21 protein-coding genes and 1 pseudogene are annotated in these 19,155 nt (G+C 63.1%); 10 read left to right on the forward strand and 12 right to left on the reverse strand.

Annotated features, from left to right (window positions below; genetic code table 11):
• Window positions 1-223 precede the first annotated feature (223 nt).
• The 3 genes from modA to F6X42_RS29120 are packed head-to-tail and all read left to right on the forward strand — an operon-like array spanning window position 224 to window position 2,405.
• Window positions 224-997 (forward strand): molybdate ABC transporter substrate-binding protein, encoded by a 774-nt coding sequence (modA, locus tag F6X42_RS29110; protein ID WP_187637501.1) that lies wholly within the window; start codon window positions 224-226, stop codon window positions 995-997.
• Window positions 998-1,018: 21 nt separating this feature from the next.
• Window positions 1,019-1,693 (forward strand): molybdate ABC transporter permease subunit, encoded by a 675-nt coding sequence (gene modB, locus F6X42_RS29115; RefSeq protein WP_187637502.1) that lies wholly within the window; start codon window positions 1,019-1,021, stop codon window positions 1,691-1,693.
• Between the two features lies 1 nt (window position 1,694).
• On the forward strand, window positions 1,695-2,405 hold the full coding sequence (locus tag F6X42_RS29120) for a sulfate/molybdate ABC transporter ATP-binding protein (RefSeq protein WP_187637503.1): 711 nt from the start codon (window positions 1,695-1,697) through the stop codon (window positions 2,403-2,405).
• Between the two features lie 60 nt (window positions 2,406-2,465).
• Here the strand turns inward: F6X42_RS29120 and F6X42_RS29125 are convergent, their stop codons facing one another.
• Both F6X42_RS29125 and F6X42_RS43495 read right to left on the reverse strand, forming a co-directional pair.
• Window positions 2,466-3,311 carry a TOBE domain-containing protein gene (locus F6X42_RS29125; protein WP_187637504.1) on the reverse strand — a complete coding sequence of 282 codons (846 nt, stop codon included), beginning with the start codon at window positions 3,309-3,311 and terminating at the stop codon, window positions 2,466-2,468.
• A gap of 84 nt (window positions 3,312-3,395) precedes the next feature.
• Window positions 3,396-3,530 (reverse strand): annotated as a pseudogene (locus F6X42_RS43495) (3-oxoacyl-ACP reductase); the annotation flags it as partial.
• Between the two features lie 263 nt (window positions 3,531-3,793).
• On the opposite strand from F6X42_RS43495, the gene F6X42_RS29135 reads away from it, so the two are divergent.
• From F6X42_RS29135 to F6X42_RS29145, 3 genes are all read left to right on the forward strand, one after another.
• Window positions 3,794-4,042: a hypothetical protein gene (locus tag F6X42_RS29135; protein WP_187637505.1), complete on the forward strand. Its 249-nt coding sequence runs from the start codon at window positions 3,794-3,796 to the stop codon at window positions 4,040-4,042.
• A gap of 81 nt (window positions 4,043-4,123) precedes the next feature.
• Entirely contained in the window at window positions 4,124-4,312 is a 189-nt protein-coding gene (locus F6X42_RS29140) for a hypothetical protein (RefSeq protein ID WP_187637506.1), read from the forward strand.
• A gap of 252 nt (window positions 4,313-4,564) precedes the next feature.
• Entirely contained in the window at window positions 4,565-5,296 is a 732-nt protein-coding gene (locus F6X42_RS29145) for a transporter substrate-binding domain-containing protein (protein ID WP_187637507.1), read from the forward strand.
• Window positions 5,297-5,925: 629 nt separating this feature from the next.
• On the opposite strand, the gene F6X42_RS29150 is transcribed toward F6X42_RS29145, so the two are convergent.
• The 6 genes from F6X42_RS29150 to oxlT all read right to left on the reverse strand — a co-directional run bounded on the left by F6X42_RS29150 (window position 5,926) and on the right by oxlT (window position 12,366).
• Window positions 5,926-6,177: a DUF1488 family protein gene (locus tag F6X42_RS29150; protein WP_018425166.1), complete on the reverse strand. Its 252-nt coding sequence runs from the start codon at window positions 6,175-6,177 to the stop codon at window positions 5,926-5,928.
• A 69-nt stretch (window positions 6,178-6,246) separates the two neighbouring features.
• On the reverse strand, window positions 6,247-6,564 hold the full coding sequence (locus F6X42_RS29155) for a hypothetical protein (protein WP_187637508.1): 318 nt from the start codon (window positions 6,562-6,564) through the stop codon (window positions 6,247-6,249).
• Window positions 6,565-7,420: 856 nt separating this feature from the next.
• Window positions 7,421-7,852 carry a PAS domain-containing protein gene (locus tag F6X42_RS29160; protein ID WP_187637509.1) on the reverse strand — a complete coding sequence of 144 codons (432 nt, stop codon included), beginning with the start codon at window positions 7,850-7,852 and terminating at the stop codon, window positions 7,421-7,423.
• Window positions 7,853-7,952: 100 nt separating this feature from the next.
• Window positions 7,953-9,203, reverse strand: a complete 1,251-nt coding sequence (gene frc / locus F6X42_RS29165) for a formyl-CoA transferase (RefSeq protein WP_187637510.1) — start codon at window positions 9,201-9,203, stop codon at window positions 7,953-7,955.
• A gap of 25 nt (window positions 9,204-9,228) precedes the next feature.
• A complete protein-coding gene (gene oxc, locus F6X42_RS29170; RefSeq protein WP_187637511.1) occupies window positions 9,229-10,971 on the reverse strand; it encodes an oxalyl-CoA decarboxylase in 1,743 nt (580 codons plus the stop codon).
• Window positions 10,972-11,034: 63 nt separating this feature from the next.
• Window positions 11,035-12,366, reverse strand: coding sequence for an oxalate/formate MFS antiporter (gene oxlT / locus F6X42_RS29175; protein ID WP_187637512.1), 1,332 nt, complete (start codon window positions 12,364-12,366; stop codon window positions 11,035-11,037).
• Window positions 12,367-12,945: 579 nt separating this feature from the next.
• Between oxlT and F6X42_RS29180 the strand changes: the two genes are divergently transcribed.
• Window positions 12,946-13,395, forward strand: coding sequence for a hypothetical protein (locus F6X42_RS29180; RefSeq protein WP_312892935.1), 450 nt, complete (start codon window positions 12,946-12,948; stop codon window positions 13,393-13,395).
• Between the two features lie 163 nt (window positions 13,396-13,558).
• On the opposite strand, the gene F6X42_RS29185 is transcribed toward F6X42_RS29180, so the two are convergent.
• Window positions 13,559-13,942 carry a tautomerase family protein gene (locus F6X42_RS29185; protein ID WP_187637513.1) on the reverse strand — a complete coding sequence of 128 codons (384 nt, stop codon included), beginning with the start codon at window positions 13,940-13,942 and terminating at the stop codon, window positions 13,559-13,561.
• A 98-nt stretch (window positions 13,943-14,040) separates the two neighbouring features.
• On the opposite strand from F6X42_RS29185, the gene F6X42_RS29190 reads away from it, so the two are divergent.
• A complete protein-coding gene (locus F6X42_RS29190) occupies window positions 14,041-14,892 on the forward strand; it encodes a LysR family transcriptional regulator (RefSeq protein ID WP_187637514.1) in 852 nt (283 codons plus the stop codon).
• Window positions 14,893-14,936: 44 nt separating this feature from the next.
• Here F6X42_RS29190 and F6X42_RS29195 read toward each other — a convergent pair whose 3' ends face one another.
• A complete protein-coding gene (locus F6X42_RS29195) occupies window positions 14,937-15,623 on the reverse strand; it encodes a hypothetical protein (protein WP_187637515.1) in 687 nt (228 codons plus the stop codon).
• A 112-nt stretch (window positions 15,624-15,735) separates the two neighbouring features.
• Between F6X42_RS29195 and F6X42_RS29200 the strand changes: the two genes are divergently transcribed.
• Complete coding sequence (locus F6X42_RS29200; RefSeq protein ID WP_187637516.1) at window positions 15,736-16,173, forward strand: MbcA/ParS/Xre antitoxin family protein; 438 nt, start codon at window positions 15,736-15,738, stop codon at window positions 16,171-16,173.
• Window positions 16,170-16,871 (forward strand): RES family NAD+ phosphorylase, encoded by a 702-nt coding sequence (locus F6X42_RS29205; protein ID WP_187637517.1) that lies wholly within the window; start codon window positions 16,170-16,172, stop codon window positions 16,869-16,871. Before F6X42_RS29200 ends, F6X42_RS29205 begins: the two co-directional genes overlap by 4 nt.
• 38 nt (window positions 16,872-16,909) lie before the next feature.
• On the opposite strand, the gene F6X42_RS29210 is transcribed toward F6X42_RS29205, so the two are convergent.
• Window positions 16,910-17,647: a metallophosphoesterase gene (locus F6X42_RS29210; RefSeq protein WP_187637518.1), complete on the reverse strand. Its 738-nt coding sequence runs from the start codon at window positions 17,645-17,647 to the stop codon at window positions 16,910-16,912.
• Between the two features lie 60 nt (window positions 17,648-17,707).
• Entirely contained in the window at window positions 17,708-19,135 is a 1,428-nt protein-coding gene (locus F6X42_RS29215) for a cytochrome c (protein WP_187637519.1), read from the reverse strand.
• Window positions 19,136-19,155 lie beyond the last annotated feature (20 nt).

The raw sequence follows: 19,155 nt of genomic DNA on the forward strand, positions 1-19,155 counted from the left end.
CGCTTGCCCTGCGCCCGGCGTGCGTCACGCAGCTCCGAAAATACGCCTCCGAATATCATCCCTGTTCCCGCCGTCTTGTTTGGACGGTCACAAAGTTAACACGGTCGGACGGAAGTTAACAGCCCTGCGAGTGGACCGTTGCGCGCACCGCTATAACCGTACATATACTACGATAGCGCTTTTAAGCCGCTGCTTCCTGTTCACGTCAGACTCCAGGCCCTTCATGACATTCCTATGCCATCTCAGGAAATACGCGCTGTGCGTCGCAGCCGCCGTACCCCTCGTAGTCAGCGCGAATGCGCGCGCTGATGAACTGGTGGTCTCGGCCGCCGCCAGCCTGACCAATGCGTTCAAGGCGGTCGGCGATGCGTTCGAGCAGCAGCATCCGGGCACCAAGATACTGCTGAACTTCGGCGCGTCGGACGTGCTGATGCAACAGATTGTCAAAGGCGCGCCCGCCGACGTATTCGCGTCCGCGGATCAGAAGGCAATGGATAAAGCCGCGGCGGAGAAGGTGATCGTGCCGTCCACGCGGCGCGACTTCGCCGCCAACTCGCTGGTGCTGATCGTGCCGACCGACAGCCATTTCGCGCCTACGAGCCTCAACGCGCTGACGACCGCGAACGTGAAGCGCATCGCATTCGGCGATCCGGCTTCCGTGCCGGTCGGCCGCTACACGCAGGGCGCGCTGCAGGCCGCGGGCGTGTGGGACGCGGTCAGCGCGAAGGCGGTGCTCGCGTCGAATGTGCGTCAGAGCCTCGATTACGTCGCTCGCGGCGAAGTCGACGCCGGCTTCGTGTTCGGCACCGACGCCGCGATCATGCCCGACAAGGTCAAGGTCGCGCTGAACCTGCCGACGCAAACGCCGATCGCCTATCCGATCGCGCGGGTCGAAGGCAGCCATCGCGCGGCCGACGCCCAGGCGTTCATCGACTTCGTGCTGTCGCCGGCAGGCCAGGCGGTGCTGGCGAAGTACGGCTTCAGGCCGGCGCATTAATTCACGGGAGAGCACACGCTCATGCAACAGGCCTGGGTTCCGCTGCTGCTATCGCTGAAGGTCGCGGGCTGGGCCACCGTACTCAATCTGGTGCTCGGCGTCGCGGCGGCGCTCGGCCTGTCGCGCTGGCGCTCCGGCGCGCGCGACGTGATCGATTCGCTGCTGATGCTGCCGCTCGTGCTGCCGCCCACCGTGCTCGGCTACTACCTGCTCGTGTTGCTCGGCCGACGCGGCGTGATTGGCGCGTGGCTCGACCGTTTCGACATCCAGCTCGTCTTCACGTGGCAGGGCGCGGTGATCGCGTCGACGGTAGTCGCGTTTCCGCTCGTGCTGAAGTCGGCGCGCGCCGCCTTCGAAGGCGTCGATCCGCAGTTGGAACGCGCGGCGCGCACGCTCGGCGTCAGCGAAGCCGCAGTGTTTTTCCGCGTGACGCTGCCGCTCGCCGCGCGCGGCATCCTCGCCGGCGGCTTGCTCGCGTTTGCGCGCGCGCTCGGCGAATTCGGCGCGACGCTGATGATCGCGGGCAACCTGCCGGGCCGCACGCAGACGCTGTCGGTCGCGGTCTATTCGGCGGTACAGGCCGGCGACGACAGCACCGCCAACTTCCTCGTACTCGTGACCTCGCTCGCGTGCGTGACGATTCTGCTGCTCGCGGGGCGCCTCGTGCCGCAGCACACGCTGCTGAGAGCCCGCTGACATGCCGCTGAACGTCGCCATCCGCAAGACCTTCGGAACCGCCGAGCGGCGCTTCACGCTCGACGTCGCCTTCAGCGCGAGCACCCAGCGGCTCGTGCTGTTCGGGCCGTCGGGCGCGGGCAAGAGCCTGACCTTGCAGGCGATCGCCGGCTTGCTGCGTCCCGATGAAGGAATCATCACGCTGCACGGCACTGCGTTGTTCGACAGCGCGGCCGGCATCGACCAGAAGCCGCAGGCGCGCAAGATCGCGTATCTGTTTCAGGATTACGCGCTGTTTCCGCATCTGAACGTGCGGCAGAACATCGGCTTCGGGCTGCGCCGGGGCTGGCTCAATCCGAGTGCGCGCGGCGCGCATGCGCAAATCGACTACTGGCTCGATGCGCTCGAGTTGAAGAGCGTGGCGGGCAATCATCCGGCGCAGCTGTCGGGCGGGCAGAAGCAGCGCGTCGCGCTCGCGCGCGCGCTGATTTCGCAACCGCGCCTGCTGCTGCTCGACGAACCGTTTTCCGCACTGGATAGCGCGCTGCGCCAGCGTATGCGGCGCGAGCTATCGGATCTGCAAACGCGGCTCGATATTCCGATGGTGCTGATTACGCACGATCCGGACGACGTCGCCGCATTCGGCGACCAGGTCGTGCAGGTCAGCGACGGCCGCGTGCGCGAGGATCATCCGTTCGCGGGGTATGCGCGCAGTGAGGCCTCGCCTCGTTGAACGAGTGGCTTGCGAGAGGCTTGCGAGTGGCCCGGCGCCCTCGTTGCACCCCGGCAGTCCTCAATCCTTCACGCCGAGTATCACGCTCGACGCCTTGAACACCGCGACCGCGCGCGCGCCTTCCTGCAAACCGAGCGTATCGACACTGCCATTGGTGACGACCGCGGTGATCACCGCGCCGCCTTCGAGCCCGAGCGACACTTCCGCGTTCACCGCGCCGCGCTTCACGCTCTGCACGGTGCCACGCAACTGATTGCGCGCCGACAGTTTCAACGGCGCGTCACCATCGCCGTCACGCGCGACGAGCAGCACGACCCACGACGCCTTGATCAGCGCAAACGCCGCCACGCCGACCGCGAGCCCGAGCGCTTCGGTGCTCTCGTGCGTGAGCACGGCGACGATGCTGTGGCCACCGGGCAGCGCAAGCGTCACTTCGTCGTTGACGGTGCCGCGCGCGATCGCCGACACCTTGCCGTAGAACTGATTGCGCGCGCTCGTCTTTACACCGATGCGGCCGATCAGATCCCAGTCCGTCGCGAAGCCCTCGCCAATCGCCGCGCCCGCGCGTTCGAGAAAGCGTCGATGCTCGCGCTCGACCGCGCGAAACGTGTCGATCAGCTTCACCGCGCGCGGCGTCAGCGTCGTGCCGCCGCCGCCCTTGCCGCCGGTCAGACGCACGACGAGCGGCTCGCCGGCAAGGTTGTTCATCGTGTCGACGGCATCCCACGCGCCTTTGTAGCTGATGCCGACCGCCTTCGCCGCGCTCGTGATCGAGCCGGTCTCACCGATCGCCGCCAGCAGCGCGATGCGCGCCGCACCGCCGAGCGTCTGCGTGCCGGCCTGAAACCAGACGGAGCCGCTGAGTTCGAGGGTATCGCGGGGAGGATCGGGGCGGTCGATGGTCATGGTAGCGAACGGTCGAGGTCGGTGATAGAGCGGCGAATCATTATAGCGACGCACTCGTCTACCGCCGGTCCCTACGACCGCCGCTCACCACGGCACGACTCTGCCGAGATAGTCGAGGTAGTGCAAGCCGCCACGGCCTTCGTAGGCGTCGATCGTGCTGACCAGGTTCGGGATGCTTTCGTCGATGCTCAAACGTGCGTCCGGGCCGCCCATATCGGTTAGCGATGACTCGCCAGCCGCGCTTCAGGTACTCCTCGACCATCGCGAAGCCGAGGCCGCGCGAGGCGCCGATCAAAAGTACGGTTTTTTGCTGGGTTGCGGGTTCCATCGGTCGTTTCCTTCGAATGAATTCCGGTTGAAAGTGCCTCCACGAAATATAGCCACGCGCCAGACAGGGTGGAAGGCGCAATCGCGACGGCTACGCCCCTGACCGAGCGCAAATCGTCGACAATGGGCAAGCCCCCGAATCAGGAGACCGCGTGATGTCGCCCTCGCATGAATACTGGTTTCCAGCCAAACGCTATGGCTGGGGCTGGGGCCTTCCGGCGCGCTGGCAAGGGTGGGCGACACTGCTCGCGTATGTTGTGTTGCTCGGTGCAGTGGGGTTCGCGTTTCGACCCGCGAGTCATCCGCTGATGTTCGCGATGCTGGTCGCGCTGTTAACCGTTGCGCTCGTGGCCGTGTGCTGGCTGAAGGGCGAGCCGCCGCGCTGGCGGTGGGGCAAGGACTAGCTAGTCCGGTCGCTCACGGTAACTGTGCAACCATTCCAGCCTGCTAGACTGGAAGTTCCCCTGCAAGCCATGGAGGGAAACATGACAACCGTCTACGTCGTAAAAACCGGCGAGAAGTTCCTCTGCACCGCGGAGGACGGCGATATCGGCATGGCCCCGGAGATTAAGGAAGCCACGTCTTTTCGCACGTATGAGGAAGCGAATAAGGTCGCGAACGAGAACGCCGACCCTGGATACGAAATCTTGGCCGTCGACGTTCCGAGACACTGACCAGGAGTCCGCTTCCAGGCGCTCAGTGAAAGCGGGATAGCGATCTGGCAGGCACCGCGCGATAGGGTGCCGCGGTCGGCTGCGTCCAAATCTCTGAGAATGCGCTGTACTCACCCCCGCTGGCGGTGAGGTACCGACTTGCCGTTCCTGTTGCATTGCCGTTACGCCAGCCCAATAAGGCGCCCGATCTGTGGCTCCAACTGGGCGAATGCCGGCTCCGTGATGCCCATTCCCGTTTTGCGAGGAACAGCAATGAAGGTGACGATCGCGTACATCGAAGAACCTCCGTTCGGTTGGACGGAAGCGGATCGTGTCGCTACCGGTGCTGACATCGAGCTGGCCGATGCAGTCCTTCGGGCGATCGGTGTCACCCGGATCGAGCATCGCCTGACGACGTTCAGCGAACTGCTTCCCGGCGTCGAAGCCGGCCGCTGGGATATTAACGTTCCGCTCTTCGTTACGCCTGAACGGGCCAATCACGTGGCGTTCAGCTTGCCTGTTTGGGCGATCGGAGACGGCTTCCTGGTTCGGGCCGGAAATCCAAAAGCGCTCAGCAGCTATGCGTCACTCGCCGAACGTCGCGACGCGCGCCTTGGCATCATTGCCGGTCAGGTGCAACACGACTCGGCGAGAGCGTCAGGTGTCGGCGGGGACCAGATAGCCATCTTCGAGCATCAGGCCGATGCTATCGAAGCGGTTCGCTCGGGGGCGATCGATGCGTACGCGAGCACCGCCTTGGGAAATCGCATACTTGCGGACCGTATCAGCGGCTCGGTGCTGGAGGCGGTCGAACATGAACCCGCAAAGAATGGCAAGCAGCACAATCTCCCGCTCGGAGCGTTCTCGTTTAACAAGAGGAACAGCGATCTGCTCAACGCGGTGAACCGGCAGCTTCGCTTATATCTGGGCTCACCGAACCACCGCTCGCGCATGGCGAAATTCGGGCTTACCAGTAACGAGATCGATCCCGCTCTGGTCCGTTGAATTTTTTTGCCTGCGGCTTATACCCGGCCGCCACCAACTTCGGATGCGGCCGGCTTCGTTCGTTCGAACGATCCTTTGAGTTTGCGAAGGCCGCCTGAATGGCCACCTGCGAGAAAAATCACTGGCCGTCGCGGTCCGTCTGCGGCCGCCTAATGCCTCGCTACTTCTGTGCGCAGTACTGGCAAATCCCATTGCCAAAAGATACGCAAAATAACACGCGTCAAAAACCGCTGAAAGTCGCGCCAGTCAGCGCTTTGGCATGATTTCGCGAGACGCGCGACGCGCCAAATCGAACTCCGCACCGTAGTGCCCGTACTATCTTGTCCGGGATAGAGAGCATGGGCGGCACGCCGTCGAAAGACGTACGTCTGGACGCGGCCAAATACATGAAAGTGCCCGCTACAGCCATGGGCGCCATTACAGACTGAAGGGCTCAAATGGGTCCGATTGCTGCTCTAGACGCGGCCAAGGGGTCAATGGATCTTTCCAGGCTTCATCGCATAAGTTTCTCGAAGCAAGTCGAAGCGAGCGTGCGGTTTCTCCTGCATCCTCGCCTTGAGCGCAATCCTCGGCGGATGCCTGCGCGCCCGATGCGGCGGGTGTGTCGCTCGCGGCCTGCCCTGGCTTCTTTAGTGTAGCGTGTAGAGAGTCTGCGGCCCCTCGGCATAGAGGGTCATGGCGACCTTCAGGATCTCATTGCGATTCCGGTCGAAGGAGGCAAGCACCTCGGCTTCGTCAGTACCGAGGGCGGAGTCGAAATGCTTCAGTACGCGGTCTTCCACAAAAAAGGTAATCTCGCGTGCTTTGTCGTATCCCCAGAACCACACGCCATGCCTGATCCCATCATAGCTGCGGCTGGGGTTGGAAAAACTAAGTGCCATGTGTCGTCCTTCGTTCTACGCCTTAGATGGACCGGGTTGCACGCTCACTACCTGCGCGGAGCGCTCCCGCTAGTGCGGATCGCCTTTCATGCTTTCGGCTTCCATCGCGGCATGCAATTCCTCATACGCCTCGATTGGTTCCATGTCCTGATCGACGAACGCCGTTGCGCGCTCAGCGGCGGTCGACGCGTCGCCCGGGATATCGCTCTCGCTGTCGTCTTCGGTACTTGGCGGCAGCAGCATGTCCTCAAGCATCCCGCGTAGCTCGGGAGTATTCCATGGCTTGCCCAGCTTGGCCTTCCTGTTCAGGTAGTGACGAATTTCCGAGTCTTGCTCGGCCGTGAGCGGAAGCCCGCGAAAAGTGGGGTCCCAGTTGTGATGGATCATGATGCGCCTCCCGAAGCGGTTTGCGCCTTCAATGTGGAGATGTCAATTTCCTGCGGTGAACGTTATAAGTTGCGTGTGATCGCTGTGCCGCGTGTCCGCGGCCAACCGATTTACGTCTTCTTCTTGGCGACACCTTCGTTCGCAACCCGCGGATGAACCGTGCTGAACGGCTTTGCCGGCACTGACGGCTTCGTGGGTTGCTTGGGCTTTTTCGCTTCGCGAGTGCTGCGTAATTGACTCTTGGCCATGGCGTTGCTCCCGGTGCGTTGCGTAACAAGGTTGCATTCCCAGCATACGCGCTTAATTTGGTCGCGGCGTCAAAATGAACTGATGTGGAGTGTCGCTACGCGGAAAACTGACAGGGTTGGCCGATTGCGAATGGCATCTTTGGAGAAATGTGAAAGTCCCCCCTCGGGTAGCGTGCTGCCGATCGCTGCCTCGTGAGGCTGGGGAGCATACGCCCATTGCAAGGCAGTAACCGGCCACTACCGGTCACTCGACGACATCCCCAAGATCGTCGACGATCCCCACGAACCCGGGACATCGCCTCGGCGCATTCCTTTGGGGCGGAACGATCCTGGACGCGCTGCGCCTGATCAGATCTACCCCGGCTCCGTTGCGTGCCGCACCTACGACGGCGTTCGTGCTGGCCGCGCGCACTGTGTCAGTGCATGCACGGGACGACCTCGATCTGGTCAGGCAACTATCCAATCCGATTGCGGCCCAGACTTTCTCTATGTCGACCAAGGCTCGCCGCGACATCCTCGACCGTGCTTACGCGCTTGCGCCGCTGGCTGCGGCAACGCCCGTCATCCCACGTAGACGCGGAACGGGAGTTGCTCATTCAGGCGGCGTCTCACGCGCCCTGGGACGCCTCCAGCTCCGCAAGACGTTTGCGTAGCACACGATCCTGCTGGAAGCGGGCGGTTTCGTCGCGGATCACTGCGACGATGCCGGTGAGTTCGTTTTGCTGCGAACGCAGCAACGCGACTGTAAAGGCGATCGACATTGACCGTCCGTCCTTGTGCACAGCGGGGACGCGCAGCACGTCATTGCCGTAACGGGTTTCGCCCGTTGCCATGGTCTTGTGATAGCCATCCCAATGGCGGCCGCGCAAGCGTTCCGGAATGATCAGGTCCAGCGACTTTCCGAGCGCCTCGCTCTGCGTAAATCCGAACATGCGTTCGGCCGCGGGGTTCCAGAAAGTGATGCTGCCGGCGGAATTGGAGATGATGATGGCGTCGCCGATTGCGGTGGCAAGTTGCTGGAAGTCGATGGCAGTTTGCACGGCGTTCCTCCAAAGTGAACGTAGACTTGAATCGGATGCGGCGCCCTCAGGGGTACCGCATTTGCACGTCGGAGCCTGACACTGCGCCTGTGTGACACCGTTAAACTGCTTTGACTTCGCGTAGATTGAAGATTTCCTGCTGGCTGTAGCCAAGGCCCGCCAGCACTTCGTCCGTATGTTCTCCGAGCAGCGGCGACGCGGTGACTTGCGGCTTCATATCCGAGAACTTGATCGGGCTGCCGACGGTCAGATACGAGCCGCGTTTCTTGTGCGGCACTTCGACAATCGTGCCGCTCGCGCGCAACGACGGATCGTTGGCCAGTTCTTTCATAGTCAGCACCGGCGCGCACGGAATGTCGAACCTGCGCAAGATGTCGACCGCTTCGAATTTCGTCTTGTCGGCAAGCCACGCTTCGATCGTCTTGAAGATTTCGAAGATATGGGGCTGACGCGCTTCAGCGGTATTGTAGGCGGGGTCATTGATCCACTCTGGCTTGCCGAGTGCTTTGCAGATCGGCTCCCATGCATGCCCCTGGATCGTGAAGTAGATGTAGGCGTTCGGGTCCGTCTCCCAGCCTTTGCACTTCAGCACCCAGCCCGGTTGACCGCCGCCACCCGCATTGCCGCCGCGTGGCACCACGTCGCTGAATTCGCCGTGCGGATATTGCGGATATTCCTCAAGATAGCCAACTCGCTCAAGCCGCTGCTGGTCACGCAATTTCACCCGGCACAGATTCAGCACGCTGTCCTGCATCGACACCGCGACCTTCTGACCCTTGCCGGTTTTGTCGCGGCCCAGCAGCGCGGTGAGAATGCCGATTGCCAGATGCATGCCGGTGTTGCTGTCGCCGAGCGCAGCGGCGCTAATTGTCGGCGGACCGTCCCAGAAGCCGGTGGTGGACGCCGCGCCGCCTGCGCATTGGGCGACGTTTTCGTAGACTTTCAGGTCATCGTAGTGATGGCCGTCGCTGAAGCCCTTCACCGAGGCGACGATCATCTTCGGATTGAGTTCATTCAGGCGCTCCCACGAAAAGCCCATCCGGTCCAACGCGCCCGGCCCAAAATTTTCGACCAGAACGTCGGACTCGCGGATCAGCTTTTCGAGCACCTCCTTGCCTTCGGCTTTTTTCGTGTCCAGCGTTAGCGACTTCTTATTGCTGTTGAGCATCGTGAAGTACAGCGCGTCGGCATCGGGAATGTCGCGCAGCTGGTTACGCGTCACATCGCCCGAGCCCGGTCTTTCCACCTTGATCACATCGGCGCCGAACCAGGCGAGCAACTGCGTGCACGCGGGACCGGCTTGAACGTGGGTGAAGTCGATGATCTTGATCCCTTCGAGAGGCTTGGTCATTTGGGTATCTCCTGAGTTATCCCGATTACTTTTTCATTGCCGCGCTTTGCGGATTCAGATTGGTCAGTCGGCCGCTTTCGGTTCCGGCCGCTTCGTCGATGACGACATTGATCAAGGTCGGTTTGCCTGATGCGATAGCCTCGAGCAGCGCCTTCGACAGTTCTTCCGGAGTGGTCGCGTTGTAGCCAACACCGCCGAATGCCTCGATCATCCTGTCGTAACGCGCCCCCTTCACGAATACGGTCGGCGCGACGTCCTTGCCGCCCGTCGGGTTCACGTCGGTGCCGCGATACACGCCGTTGTTGTTGAATACGACCGTGCAAACCGGCAGGTCGTAACGGCAGATCGTTTCGAGTTCCATACCGCTGAATCCGAACGCGCTATCGCCTTCGATCGCGACAACCGGTTTGCCTGTCGTTACCGCTGCGCCGATAGCGAAACCCATACCGATACCCATGATTCCCCACGTGCCCGAATCAAAGCGTTTGCGCGGCTCGTACATGTCGATAATGCTGCGCGCGTAGTCGAGCGTATTCGCGCCTTCGTTGACGACGTTGATTTCCGGGCGCGTCTTCAGCACATCGCGAATCGCGCGCAACGCGCTGTGGAAGTTCATCGGCGACGGGTTCTTGTCGAGCGTCGCGGCCATCTTGGCGAGATTCTTGTTTTTGCGCTCGGCGATCGCTCCGATCCACTCGGCGTCCGGTTTGCCCAAGCTCGCGTCGATGCCGGCGCGAAGCGCCGCCACGCACGAGCCGATATCGCCGATCACCGGCGCGGCAATCGCGACGTTGCTGTCGATTTCCGTCGGCGAGATATCGACCTGGATGAATCTCTTCGGCTGCGCTCCCCACGTCTTGCCTTTGCCGTGCGAGAGCAGCCAGTTCAGACGCGCGCCGATCAACACGACCACGTCGGCTTCCTGGAGCACGAACGAGCGCGCCGCTGACGCCGATTGCTCATGTGTATCGGGCAGCAGGCCCTTGGCCATCGACATCGGCAGATACGGAATGCCGCTTTGCTCGACGAAGCCGCGGATCTCGGCGTCAGCCTGCGCGTACGCCGCGCCCTTGCCCAGCAGGATCAACGGACGTTTGGCGCTCTTCAGCACCTCGATCGCACGTTCGACGGATGCCGGCGCCGGCAGCTGACGCGGTGCGGCGTCGACGACTTTCACCAGCAACTGCTGCGCCTTCACGGCGTCCAGCGTTTGCGAAAGCAGTTTGGCCGGTAAATCCAGATACACGCCACCCGGTCGGCCCGACACCGCCGCGCGGATCGCACGCGCTACGCCGATGCCAATATCCTCCGCATGCAGAACGCGATACGCAGCCTTCGCGTAAGGCTTGGCCGCGTTCAACTGATCCATTTCTTCGTAATCGCCTTGCTGTAGATCGACGATTTCGCGTTCGCTCGAGCCGCTGATCAGGATCATCGGGAAACAATTAGTGGTCGCATTGGCGAGGGCGGTCAGGCCGTTGAGAAAGCCCGGCGCCGACACGGTCAGGCAGATGCCCGGCTTTTGCGTGATGTAGCCGGATATGGCTGCCGCGTTGCCGGCGTGCTGTTCATGACGAAAGCCGATGAAACGCATTCCTTCGGCTTGTGCCAGTCGCGCCAGGTCGGTAATGGGGATGCCGACCAGTCCAAAAATGGTATTGATGTCGTTCAGTTTCAGCGCATCGATGACGAGATGGAATCCGTCGGTCGTTTCGGTCGCCTGTTGTTTCAACGTGCCGTCTGTTGTGAGCTGGTCGGCTTCTGCCATGACATGTCTCCTGGTGGTGGAGCGTTGTGTGGTTGGTCGTGAGCGGTGCACTCACGCTGTCGTTTATTCAGATGAGCCGCCTGGCCACTGCTGCAGCCGTGCTTCGGCAATGGCTACGCCTGCTGGCATGCCCGAGTTTTCGATCCAGCGCTTTCTCATGGGTGCAAGGATGAACTTCGCGGATATGGCGGCCGCGATCGATATCACTGCCGCCGAGATGAACACCGTGCTCCAGCCGCCATTCGCCGACAGAAGCGATGCGACCGGCACCAGCATCGAGGCCGTACCCTTCGCCGTGTAAAGCGTCCCCGCATTCGCAGCGGCGTATTTGCTGCCGAACGTGTCCGCGCAGGTCGCGGGGAAGATCGAGAAGATCTCGCCCCAGCAGAGGAAAACGGCGGCCGCGAAGAACATGAATGCATACGGGTTGTGGCCAAACTGCATCAGTCCCAGCAACGCGACGCCTTCGCCGAGGAAGATCATGAACATCGTGTTTTCGCGGCCAATGCGGTCCGACAGAAAGCCGCATAAGGGACGGGTGAGTCCGTTGCACAGATTGTCGATCGACAGCGTCATCGTGAGGAGCGGCAGCGTGACGCCGATCAAACTCACAGGCAGCTTGGCAAAGCCGTATTCCTTCGCGATCGGCCCAAGCTGCGCGGTCGCAATGATGCCGCCGGCCGCAACGAACACGAACATCAGATACAGCACCCAGAAGAGCGGCGAGCGGACCATCTCGCCGGACGTGTAGTCGATCTTGCTTGCAACGATACGTTTAGTCGGGATCGCACTGGCGGGCGGCTTTGGCCGTACCAGCATGGTGGCGAGCAGCAGGATGCAGATACCCTGGAAAATGCCGAAGAACATGAACGCGTGCTCGTAGCCCGAACGCTGAATCATGTTGGCAATCGGTATCACTGTGACGGCCGCGCCGGCGCCGAAACCCGCCGCCGTCAAACCGGCTGCGAGACCGCGTTTGTCCGGAAACCATTTGAGCGCCATGCCGACGCAGGTGCCATACACACAGCCTGCGCCGATGCCGGCGATGACTGCTGCGACGTATAGCTCCGCGAGACTGGTCGCATGCGCGTTGATGATCCAGCCGAGCGCTGCGCACAGCGCACCGCCGGTCACAACCGGGCGTGGCCCGAACTCGTCGACGAGCCAGCCTTCGACGGGTACGAGCCAGGTTTCAGTGACGATGAAAATAGTGAATGCCGTCTGGATCGCTGCCTGACCCCAATGGTGGGCGTTGTCCATTGGTACTACGAACAGCGTCCACGCATACTGCAGATTCGCGACGAGCCCCATGCACACGATGCCGATAGCGAGTTGCACCCACCGGTGATGCCAGAATCGTGCGCGGCCGCCATCCGATACGTTGGAATGTCCCATGTCTTCGTCTCCTGCATATTCCGTCGCGCTCAAGCGGCGCGTTGGACTTACGTGATCGAATCGCTTCGTCGCCGGTTCGCCTGCGGCAATGAAGCGCCAATGGTCGGCCAGAGGGTATTGCACTAACTTGCACTAACGAAACAACCTTGCTCGTTGAACGCACAACAGTGGAGTGCAAGCTATTGCACGAGCAGCGTGGGTGAGGGGATGCTGCGCGAGAACGGTGATAAACGAAAGTTAAAATGTTTTATCGTTTGCATTAGGTATCCGTAATATATGGGTCGTCCGCGTTGATGCGACACGCGGCTCCCAGCCAACGGAAAGTCTTCCAGGCATTGACTGGCATGTAATTTTTTCGCGTGCAGGCCTATGAAATTGGCTTCGCCCAGCGGGCGGTCGATTTGGAAATTGACCAGATCGGAGAGCACGCGCGACTGGGTTCTCTCGCTGCGCTGGATGTCGTCGGATTCGTGTGATGCGCGGTACGTATTGCACTGCTAGAAGCAGTGTTTTCCATCCGGTCCACGGCGATCACATGTATAAACAAATCGCTATAGATATTTGAAGAAACTTTAACTGTTGTTTATTTATGTGGTCTCCTATGCTTTTGCTCAGGCCATTTGCCGGAAGGAGTCGACCATGAACCCCTCTCAATTCCGTGTTCGCGACAGCGCGCATGACGCGGAAGTCCGGGCACAACTTTGTGCCTATAACGTCGCTTTCGACGAACTCGGCCTGCGTTTCCGTTGGGATGAGCGCACACTGATGTCGCTGGCCATGATTGAGGGCGAACAGCAGCAGATTGCCTCGTACATCGAAGCGCACCATGCACACCTGCTGAAAGCCTATAGCGCCGAGTTTCTGAGCCGAGCCATTCTCGAAAAGAAAAACGCCCGCTATCCATCGCGCTTACAGACGCGCGTCGAAAGCGCGCCGCATCCGAGCCAAGGAATGCATCAACCACCGATGAGCCGCTGGTCCGAACGCATTTCGTATGGCGTGGAGTTGCCAGCGCTGGCTGGCGTGTAGGCCGCGGTGGTTAGCCGCGTATCTTGAACGGCCGTTATTGGTAGAACTGAAAGGCTGCTCCGGGTCGATCTCAGCCGATCGCCTGTAAGCAACACCCTGCCCCCGTCCGCCCCTCCTCGGCTCGCTTGAGCATAACCATCCCCTGCCGACCGCATACGATTGCTCATGTTGCATACTGAGCAACCCCATTGCCGAACGACCAGTCCTCCTTCCCGACCTCGACGAGGTTGATGAACACATCCTCCGGCCGCACGCCCGGCGACTTCCCGAGTTCATCGACGATGCGCCGGTACAGCGCCTTCTTCTGCTCGACCGAGCGCGTATTGCTGACCGTCAGCTGGATCACGACCAGATCGTCGCCACGCTCGATATTCTGGTACTGCCGGTCGTAGATCATGTTGTCGGGCGCGTGCTCGGTGATCAGCATGAACATGTCGTCCTTCGGCACATTGAAGGTCTCCGCCAGCGAGCGCTGGATACCGGCGGTCAGCGCGTGGCGGTAGCCGGCCGGCTTGCCGGCGCGCAGTGAGATTCGGGTGAGCGGCATGACGAACTCCTCGTTGCGGTGTTGGGTTAAACACAGCTTAGGCGCGCTCGGTCATAATAAACAGATATCTCTGTCTATTTCATCCATTTTCGTTTGAAATGAAAGTCCTCGATCTGGATGCGGTGCGGGCCTTCGTGCTGGTCGCCGATCTGCGCAGCTTCACGCGCGCCGCGGACGCGCTCGACACCACACAATCGGCCGTCAGCCTAAAGCTGAAGCGCTTGGAGGCGCACCTGGGCAAACAGTTGCTGGAGCGCACGCCGCGCGTCGTGCGTCTGTCTGCCGACGGCCACGCGTTTCTCGGCGCCGCGCGCGAGTTGTTGAACGCGCACGAGCGCGCGCTCGGCGCGCTGTCGGTGGAGCGGCGGCGGCTCGTGCTCGGGCTCAGCGAGCACGTCGCAGGACCGGATCTGCCACAGCTGCTCGGCCGACTCAACGCGCATGATCCGGGTCTCGTGGTCGAGCTGCATATGGGCACGTCGGCGGCGCTGCTCGCGCAGTTCGACGAACGTCGGCTCGATGCGGCGATCGTCCGCTACGGCGCCGACGAACCGCCGCGCGACGGCGCGCAGACGCTGTTCAGCGAGCCGCTCGGTTGGCTCGCGACGCCGACGTGGCTGCCGCGAGTCGGCGAGCCGCTGGCGCTCGCGCTATTGAGCCCGCCGTGCAACGTGCGTGACGTCGCGCTGCGCACGCTAACGGCGGCGGGGGTCGCATGGCAGGAGGTATTTGTCGGCGGCGGCGTCGCCGCGGTCGGCGCGGCCGTGGCCGCTGGGCTCGCCGTGTCGCCGCTCGCGCGCAGGGTCGCGCCGCGCGGTCTGATCGACGCCGGCGCGCGGCTCGGCCTGCCGGCGCTGCCGGAATCGCGCGTGACGCTGCATTCGCGCGTGCGCGAGCCGCGTTCGGCGGAAACGCTGCGGCTGCTGGCAAACGGCCTCGCCGCGGCGTGAAACCCCGACCGCTGCCGCACCACGCCGCGCGGCTCGAACCAGCCTCAGTGGATGATCGGCGGCAGCGAACCGCTGCTGGCGGTCGCCGGATTAGGCACGGAGCCCATCGGCGCGATGTCGCCAACGTTTGCGGACGCGTCCGGCGAAGTCTGCACGGCTGGTCTGATCGGATTCGCGCGGGAAACCGCCGGCTTCGCCGCGACCCTGTCCACATGCGGACGCGCGGTGTGAGCCGCCGCGAAACTGGCGCTCACCACCTTGCCTTGAGCCGGCTTCGCGCGCGCCAGTTGCACGCGCGGCGGTGCGTGCTTCGCGGCCTGCGCGGTAACGGTGGCGTGCGAGCGGTTCTGGCCCGAGGCCGCGACTTTCATACCGCCCTTCACGCCGCCCCTCACCTTCCCGCCCGCCGCGAGATGTTTCACGCCGTCGCCATGCACCGCGAGTTTGCCGCTGTGGCCGGCGCCGGCCGGCGCGACATGGGGCGCCGCGCGCCGGCCGCTCGCGCTCAGCTGCGCATGCGCGCCGGCTTTCGTCTTGATGCCGCCCTTGGCGCCCGGCTTCACCTTCACCGCCTCGGTCTTTTTCCGCGCGTGCGCCTGCCTGCTAACGTGTCCGCTCGCGACATGCCCGCTCGCCTCCGGCGGATTCCACACTTCCGCGTAACCGGCAGCCAACGCCACTTCCGACACACACCACACGGCCAGCGCCGCTGCTACTGCTCGAACCCGCATTTGCTGCTTCTCCTGATCGACGACTGCCAAAACGAGCCGGGATTATATTCTCTTGCAAAAATCCATTTTTGGACTAATATCAATAAAAAGTACACATAGGGACTTACCCGCAATGGCTCACGCTGCCCGAATTTCCTCGCCCGAAGCGTCCGCGCGACGATCGCTGTCGGAGCCCACGCTCACGCAAATGTCCACGGCGGGTCTGCGTGCGTTCTTCAACATCGCGCATGACTGGGACCTGAACGCCGACGAGCAGATCGTGCTGCTCGGCAAGCCGGGCCGCTCGACGTTCTTCAAGTGGAGGGCGACGCCCGAGACCGCGCGCCTCAGCCGCGACACGCTGGAGCGACTGTCGCTGCTACTTGGCATCTACAAGGCGCTGCAGATCCTGCTGCCACAACCGAGCGCCGCCGACACCTGGGTCAAACGCCCCAACAGCGCGCCGCCGTTCGGTGGCCGCCGCGCGCTGGACCGCATGCTGGCGGGCAACATCAGCGACCTCGTGGCCGTGCGTCAGTATCTCGACGCAATGCGGGGCGGCTGGGCGTGACACAACCGCAATGGCAGGACCGCTGGACCAGCACCGCGCTCGACTGGTCGCCCGCGTATCGCGTGATTCCGACGCGCTTTCCGGCCATCAATCTGTTCGACCGCGTTGCCTCGCCGGAAGACTTCGATGCGCTGTACGCGCTGGAAGCGATGACCAACGACCGTCTGCGCACCGAAATCGGCGAACTCGACCTGGTGCCGCGCGAGGAGCGCCGTTTCGGTCCCGGCTACGGGCCGATCATGGCCGCGCTCACGCATCTGAATCCGCTTGGCAGCCGCTTTTCCGACGGCACGTATGGCGTGTTCTACTGCGCTCGCTCACGCGCGACGGCGATCGCCGAAACGCGCTATCACACTGGCAAGTTCCTCGAAGCGACCGCCGAACCGCCGATGCGCCAGCAGATGCGTCTTTACACGGTGCTCGCGCAAGGCAGCGTGGTCGACCTGCGTCGCGACCGCGAGTTCGATCCCGCTGTGCTGTCGCCCGACGACTACGTTGCCGGGCAGGCGCTCGGGCGCGCGATACGCGCGGCGGGCGCACCGGGCATCGTCTATCCGTCGGTGCGCGACAGCGCCGGGGAATGCCTCGCCGCGTTCCGCACGACGCTGCTGCGCGACTGCCATCACGCGGCATACCTCGAATACAACTGGAACGGCACGAGCGTGGATATGGTGTTCGAGTTGAATCAGGTCGGGTGAGACAGCAGCGACGAAGCAGCGCGGCGAGCTTCGGCCGCTCACGGCAAGGCCAATGCCGCCGCCCCGTCCGCCCGCGCGGCCTCGACTGAGATCGACCAGCGACGCAGCGCCTGTGGCTGCACGATCGTCAACGTGCCGCCCGGCCCGAACGCGCCGGTATCGATGAACACCTGCGAGCCGATCTGCGTGATGTCGCGCACCGGCGTGTGGCCGCAATAGGTCAGCGACAGCCCGCGCTGCCGCAGCGGATCGCCGTCGCCCACCGCGAGCTCGCGCCCCCACAGCAATTGCTGGCGCGTTTCGTCCGAAAAATTGCCGGCGTCGAGCTCGGCATCCGAGCCGAAAAATTCGGCGTGTAGAACATTGAAGCGCGCCTTGCCGCTACCGATCACGCGCACGAGCGGCAGCATGCGCAGATGCTCGGCGTAGTAGCGCAGACGTTCGTCGGGTACGTCGGCCGCCCACGCGCCGCCGATGGCGTACCACCACTGCCGCCGCACGCGGCCGTCGGCGACTGCGCACAGCGCGTCCTCGTGGTTGCCGAGCACCGCGTAGAACCACGGCTTCTCGAGCAGTGTGAGCGCCAGCTCAGACTGCTCGCCGCGATCGACCAGATCGCCGACCGAGAACAGCCGATCGCAGGTCGGATCGAAAGCGATCTGACGCAGCAGGTAACGCAGCGCATCGACGCAGCCGTGCAGATCGCCGACCACGAAATCGCGGCCGGCCTCATTGGCGGCGTGATGCTGAACGAGGTTGGCGGGGGTGGCATTCATCCCCTCATGATAATGCGACCGACGCCCGCGCGTATGCGGGGTGCCTATCGTATCCGCACGCTATTGCAGCGTGCGCAGCTTCGCCACCTGGCCGGTTGTGATCGTCGCTTGCGGATTGCCGAACTGCTTCGTCACGTAGTTCGTGATCGCCGCGATCTGCTCGTCGTCGAGATGGCCGCCGAACCCGGGCATCAGCACGTCCGCATGCGCGGTCGTGCGATTCACGCCGTGCAGGATGACCAACGCAAGATTGTTCGCGTCGTTCGCGCCGACCGTCGAGTTATGGATCAGCGACGGATAGGCGCCCGGCGCGCTCGCGCCAACCCCCTGCCCGGTCCAGCTGTGACAGGTCGCGCAATTGGCGACGAACAGCTGCGCGCCGTTCACGCCGGTGATCTTGGTGCCGCGCATCGCGCTGACGTCGTTGGCGGGACTGCCCCACTGATGACGGGGACGCGCGTCGCCGCCGCTCACGGCCGGCACCGAGCGCAGAAACGCGACGATCGAGCGCAGATCCACCGGCGTCAGATACTGCGTGCTGTTCGCGACCACTTCACCCATCGGCCCGGCCGCGTTCGCGCGGCCCGGCGCCGCACCGGTCGACAGATACGACGCGAATTCATCGTCGCGCCAGTCGCCGACACCGCTCAGCTTGTCCGGCGTGATATTAAACGCATGCCAGCCGGCCTGTACCGCGCCGGAGAAACGCGCACTCGACCTCAGTCCCTGCATGAAATTGCGCGGCGTATGGCACTCCTCGCAATGTGCCAGCCCTTCGACCAGATACGCGCCGCGGTTCCATTCGGCGCTCTGTTTCGGGTCCGGCACGAAGCGCCCTTCGGTGAAATTGAACAGGTTCCAGAACACCATCAGCCAGCGCTGGTTGAACGGAAACTTGAGGTCGTTCGCGGGCGGCGTGTAGTGAATCGGCTTGAGCGTGTTCAGATACGCGCGAATCGCAAGCAAGTCCTGATCGGTCACGCGCGTGTAGGCGGTGTACGGGAACGCCGGGTACAGCCGCTCGCCGCTTTTGCCGATGCCTTCGTGCATCGCGCGCATGAAATCGGCTTCGCTCCATTGGCCGATGCCGGTATCGGGATCGGGCGTGATGTTCGGCGTCACGATCGTGCCGAATGGCGTGCTGATCGGCAGGCCTCCCGCGAACGGGCGCGACTTGTCCGCCGTATGGCAGGCCGCGCAATCGGCGGCACGGGTCAGGTATTGGCCGCGCTTGACGAGGTCGCCATCCGCGCTCGGGCCGGCGAGCGTGGCCTGGCCGTCCGACGCTTGCGCGGCGGCGTCGGCGTGCGCCCGGGTGATCGGCATCTCATCGGTCGAACGTGCGTCCGGGCCGTGCGCCTCGTGCCATGCGATCGACAGCGCGAACAGCGAAAACGCGGCCGCGAGCGCCTTGCCGCCGAAACCGCGGCGCTGGGTGACGTGCATCAGCGCAGGATCCGGCTGCACGCGAGAGGTGTGTTTCAACATTGTGGCTCTCCGGTCAGCGC

The sequence above is a fragment of the Paraburkholderia podalyriae genome, from assembly GCF_014397785.1.
In the GTDB taxonomy this organism is placed as follows: Bacteria; Pseudomonadota; Gammaproteobacteria; order Burkholderiales; family Burkholderiaceae; genus Paraburkholderia; species Paraburkholderia podalyriae.

Coding starts and splice junctions, on each gene's coding strand:
- modA (WP_187637501.1), top strand. CDS start 224: ATGACATTCCTATGCCATCTCAGGAAATACGCGCTGTGCGTCGCAGCC.
- modB (WP_187637502.1), top strand. CDS start 1,019: ATGCAACAGGCCTGGGTTCCGCTGCTGCTATCGCTGAAGGTCGCGGGC.
- F6X42_RS29120 (WP_187637503.1), top strand. CDS start 1,695: ATGCCGCTGAACGTCGCCATCCGCAAGACCTTCGGAACCGCCGAGCGG.
- F6X42_RS29125 (WP_187637504.1), bottom strand. CDS start 3,311: ATGACCATCGACCGCCCCGATCCTCCCCGCGATACCCTCGAACTCAGC.
- F6X42_RS29135 (WP_187637505.1), top strand. CDS start 3,794: ATGTCGCCCTCGCATGAATACTGGTTTCCAGCCAAACGCTATGGCTGG.
- F6X42_RS29140 (WP_187637506.1), top strand. CDS start 4,124: ATGACAACCGTCTACGTCGTAAAAACCGGCGAGAAGTTCCTCTGCACC.
- F6X42_RS29145 (WP_187637507.1), top strand. CDS start 4,565: ATGAAGGTGACGATCGCGTACATCGAAGAACCTCCGTTCGGTTGGACG.
- F6X42_RS29150 (WP_018425166.1), bottom strand. CDS start 6,177: ATGGCACTTAGTTTTTCCAACCCCAGCCGCAGCTATGATGGGATCAGG.
- F6X42_RS29155 (WP_187637508.1), bottom strand. CDS start 6,564: ATGATCCATCACAACTGGGACCCCACTTTTCGCGGGCTTCCGCTCACG.
- frc (WP_187637510.1), bottom strand. CDS start 9,203: ATGACCAAGCCTCTCGAAGGGATCAAGATCATCGACTTCACCCACGTT.
- oxc (WP_187637511.1), bottom strand. CDS start 10,971: ATGGCAGAAGCCGACCAGCTCACAACAGACGGCACGTTGAAACAACAG.
- oxlT (WP_187637512.1), bottom strand. CDS start 12,366: ATGGGACATTCCAACGTATCGGATGGCGGCCGCGCACGATTCTGGCAT.
- F6X42_RS29185 (WP_187637513.1), bottom strand. CDS start 13,942: ATGCCGCTCACCCGAATCTCACTGCGCGCCGGCAAGCCGGCCGGCTAC.
- F6X42_RS29190 (WP_187637514.1), top strand. CDS start 14,041: ATGAAAGTCCTCGATCTGGATGCGGTGCGGGCCTTCGTGCTGGTCGCC.
- F6X42_RS29195 (WP_187637515.1), bottom strand. CDS start 15,623: ATGCGGGTTCGAGCAGTAGCAGCGGCGCTGGCCGTGTGGTGTGTGTCG.
- F6X42_RS29200 (WP_187637516.1), top strand. CDS start 15,736: ATGGCTCACGCTGCCCGAATTTCCTCGCCCGAAGCGTCCGCGCGACGA.
- F6X42_RS29210 (WP_187637518.1), bottom strand. CDS start 17,647: ATGAATGCCACCCCCGCCAACCTCGTTCAGCATCACGCCGCCAATGAG.
- F6X42_RS29215 (WP_187637519.1), bottom strand. CDS start 19,135: ATGTTGAAACACACCTCTCGCGTGCAGCCGGATCCTGCGCTGATGCAC.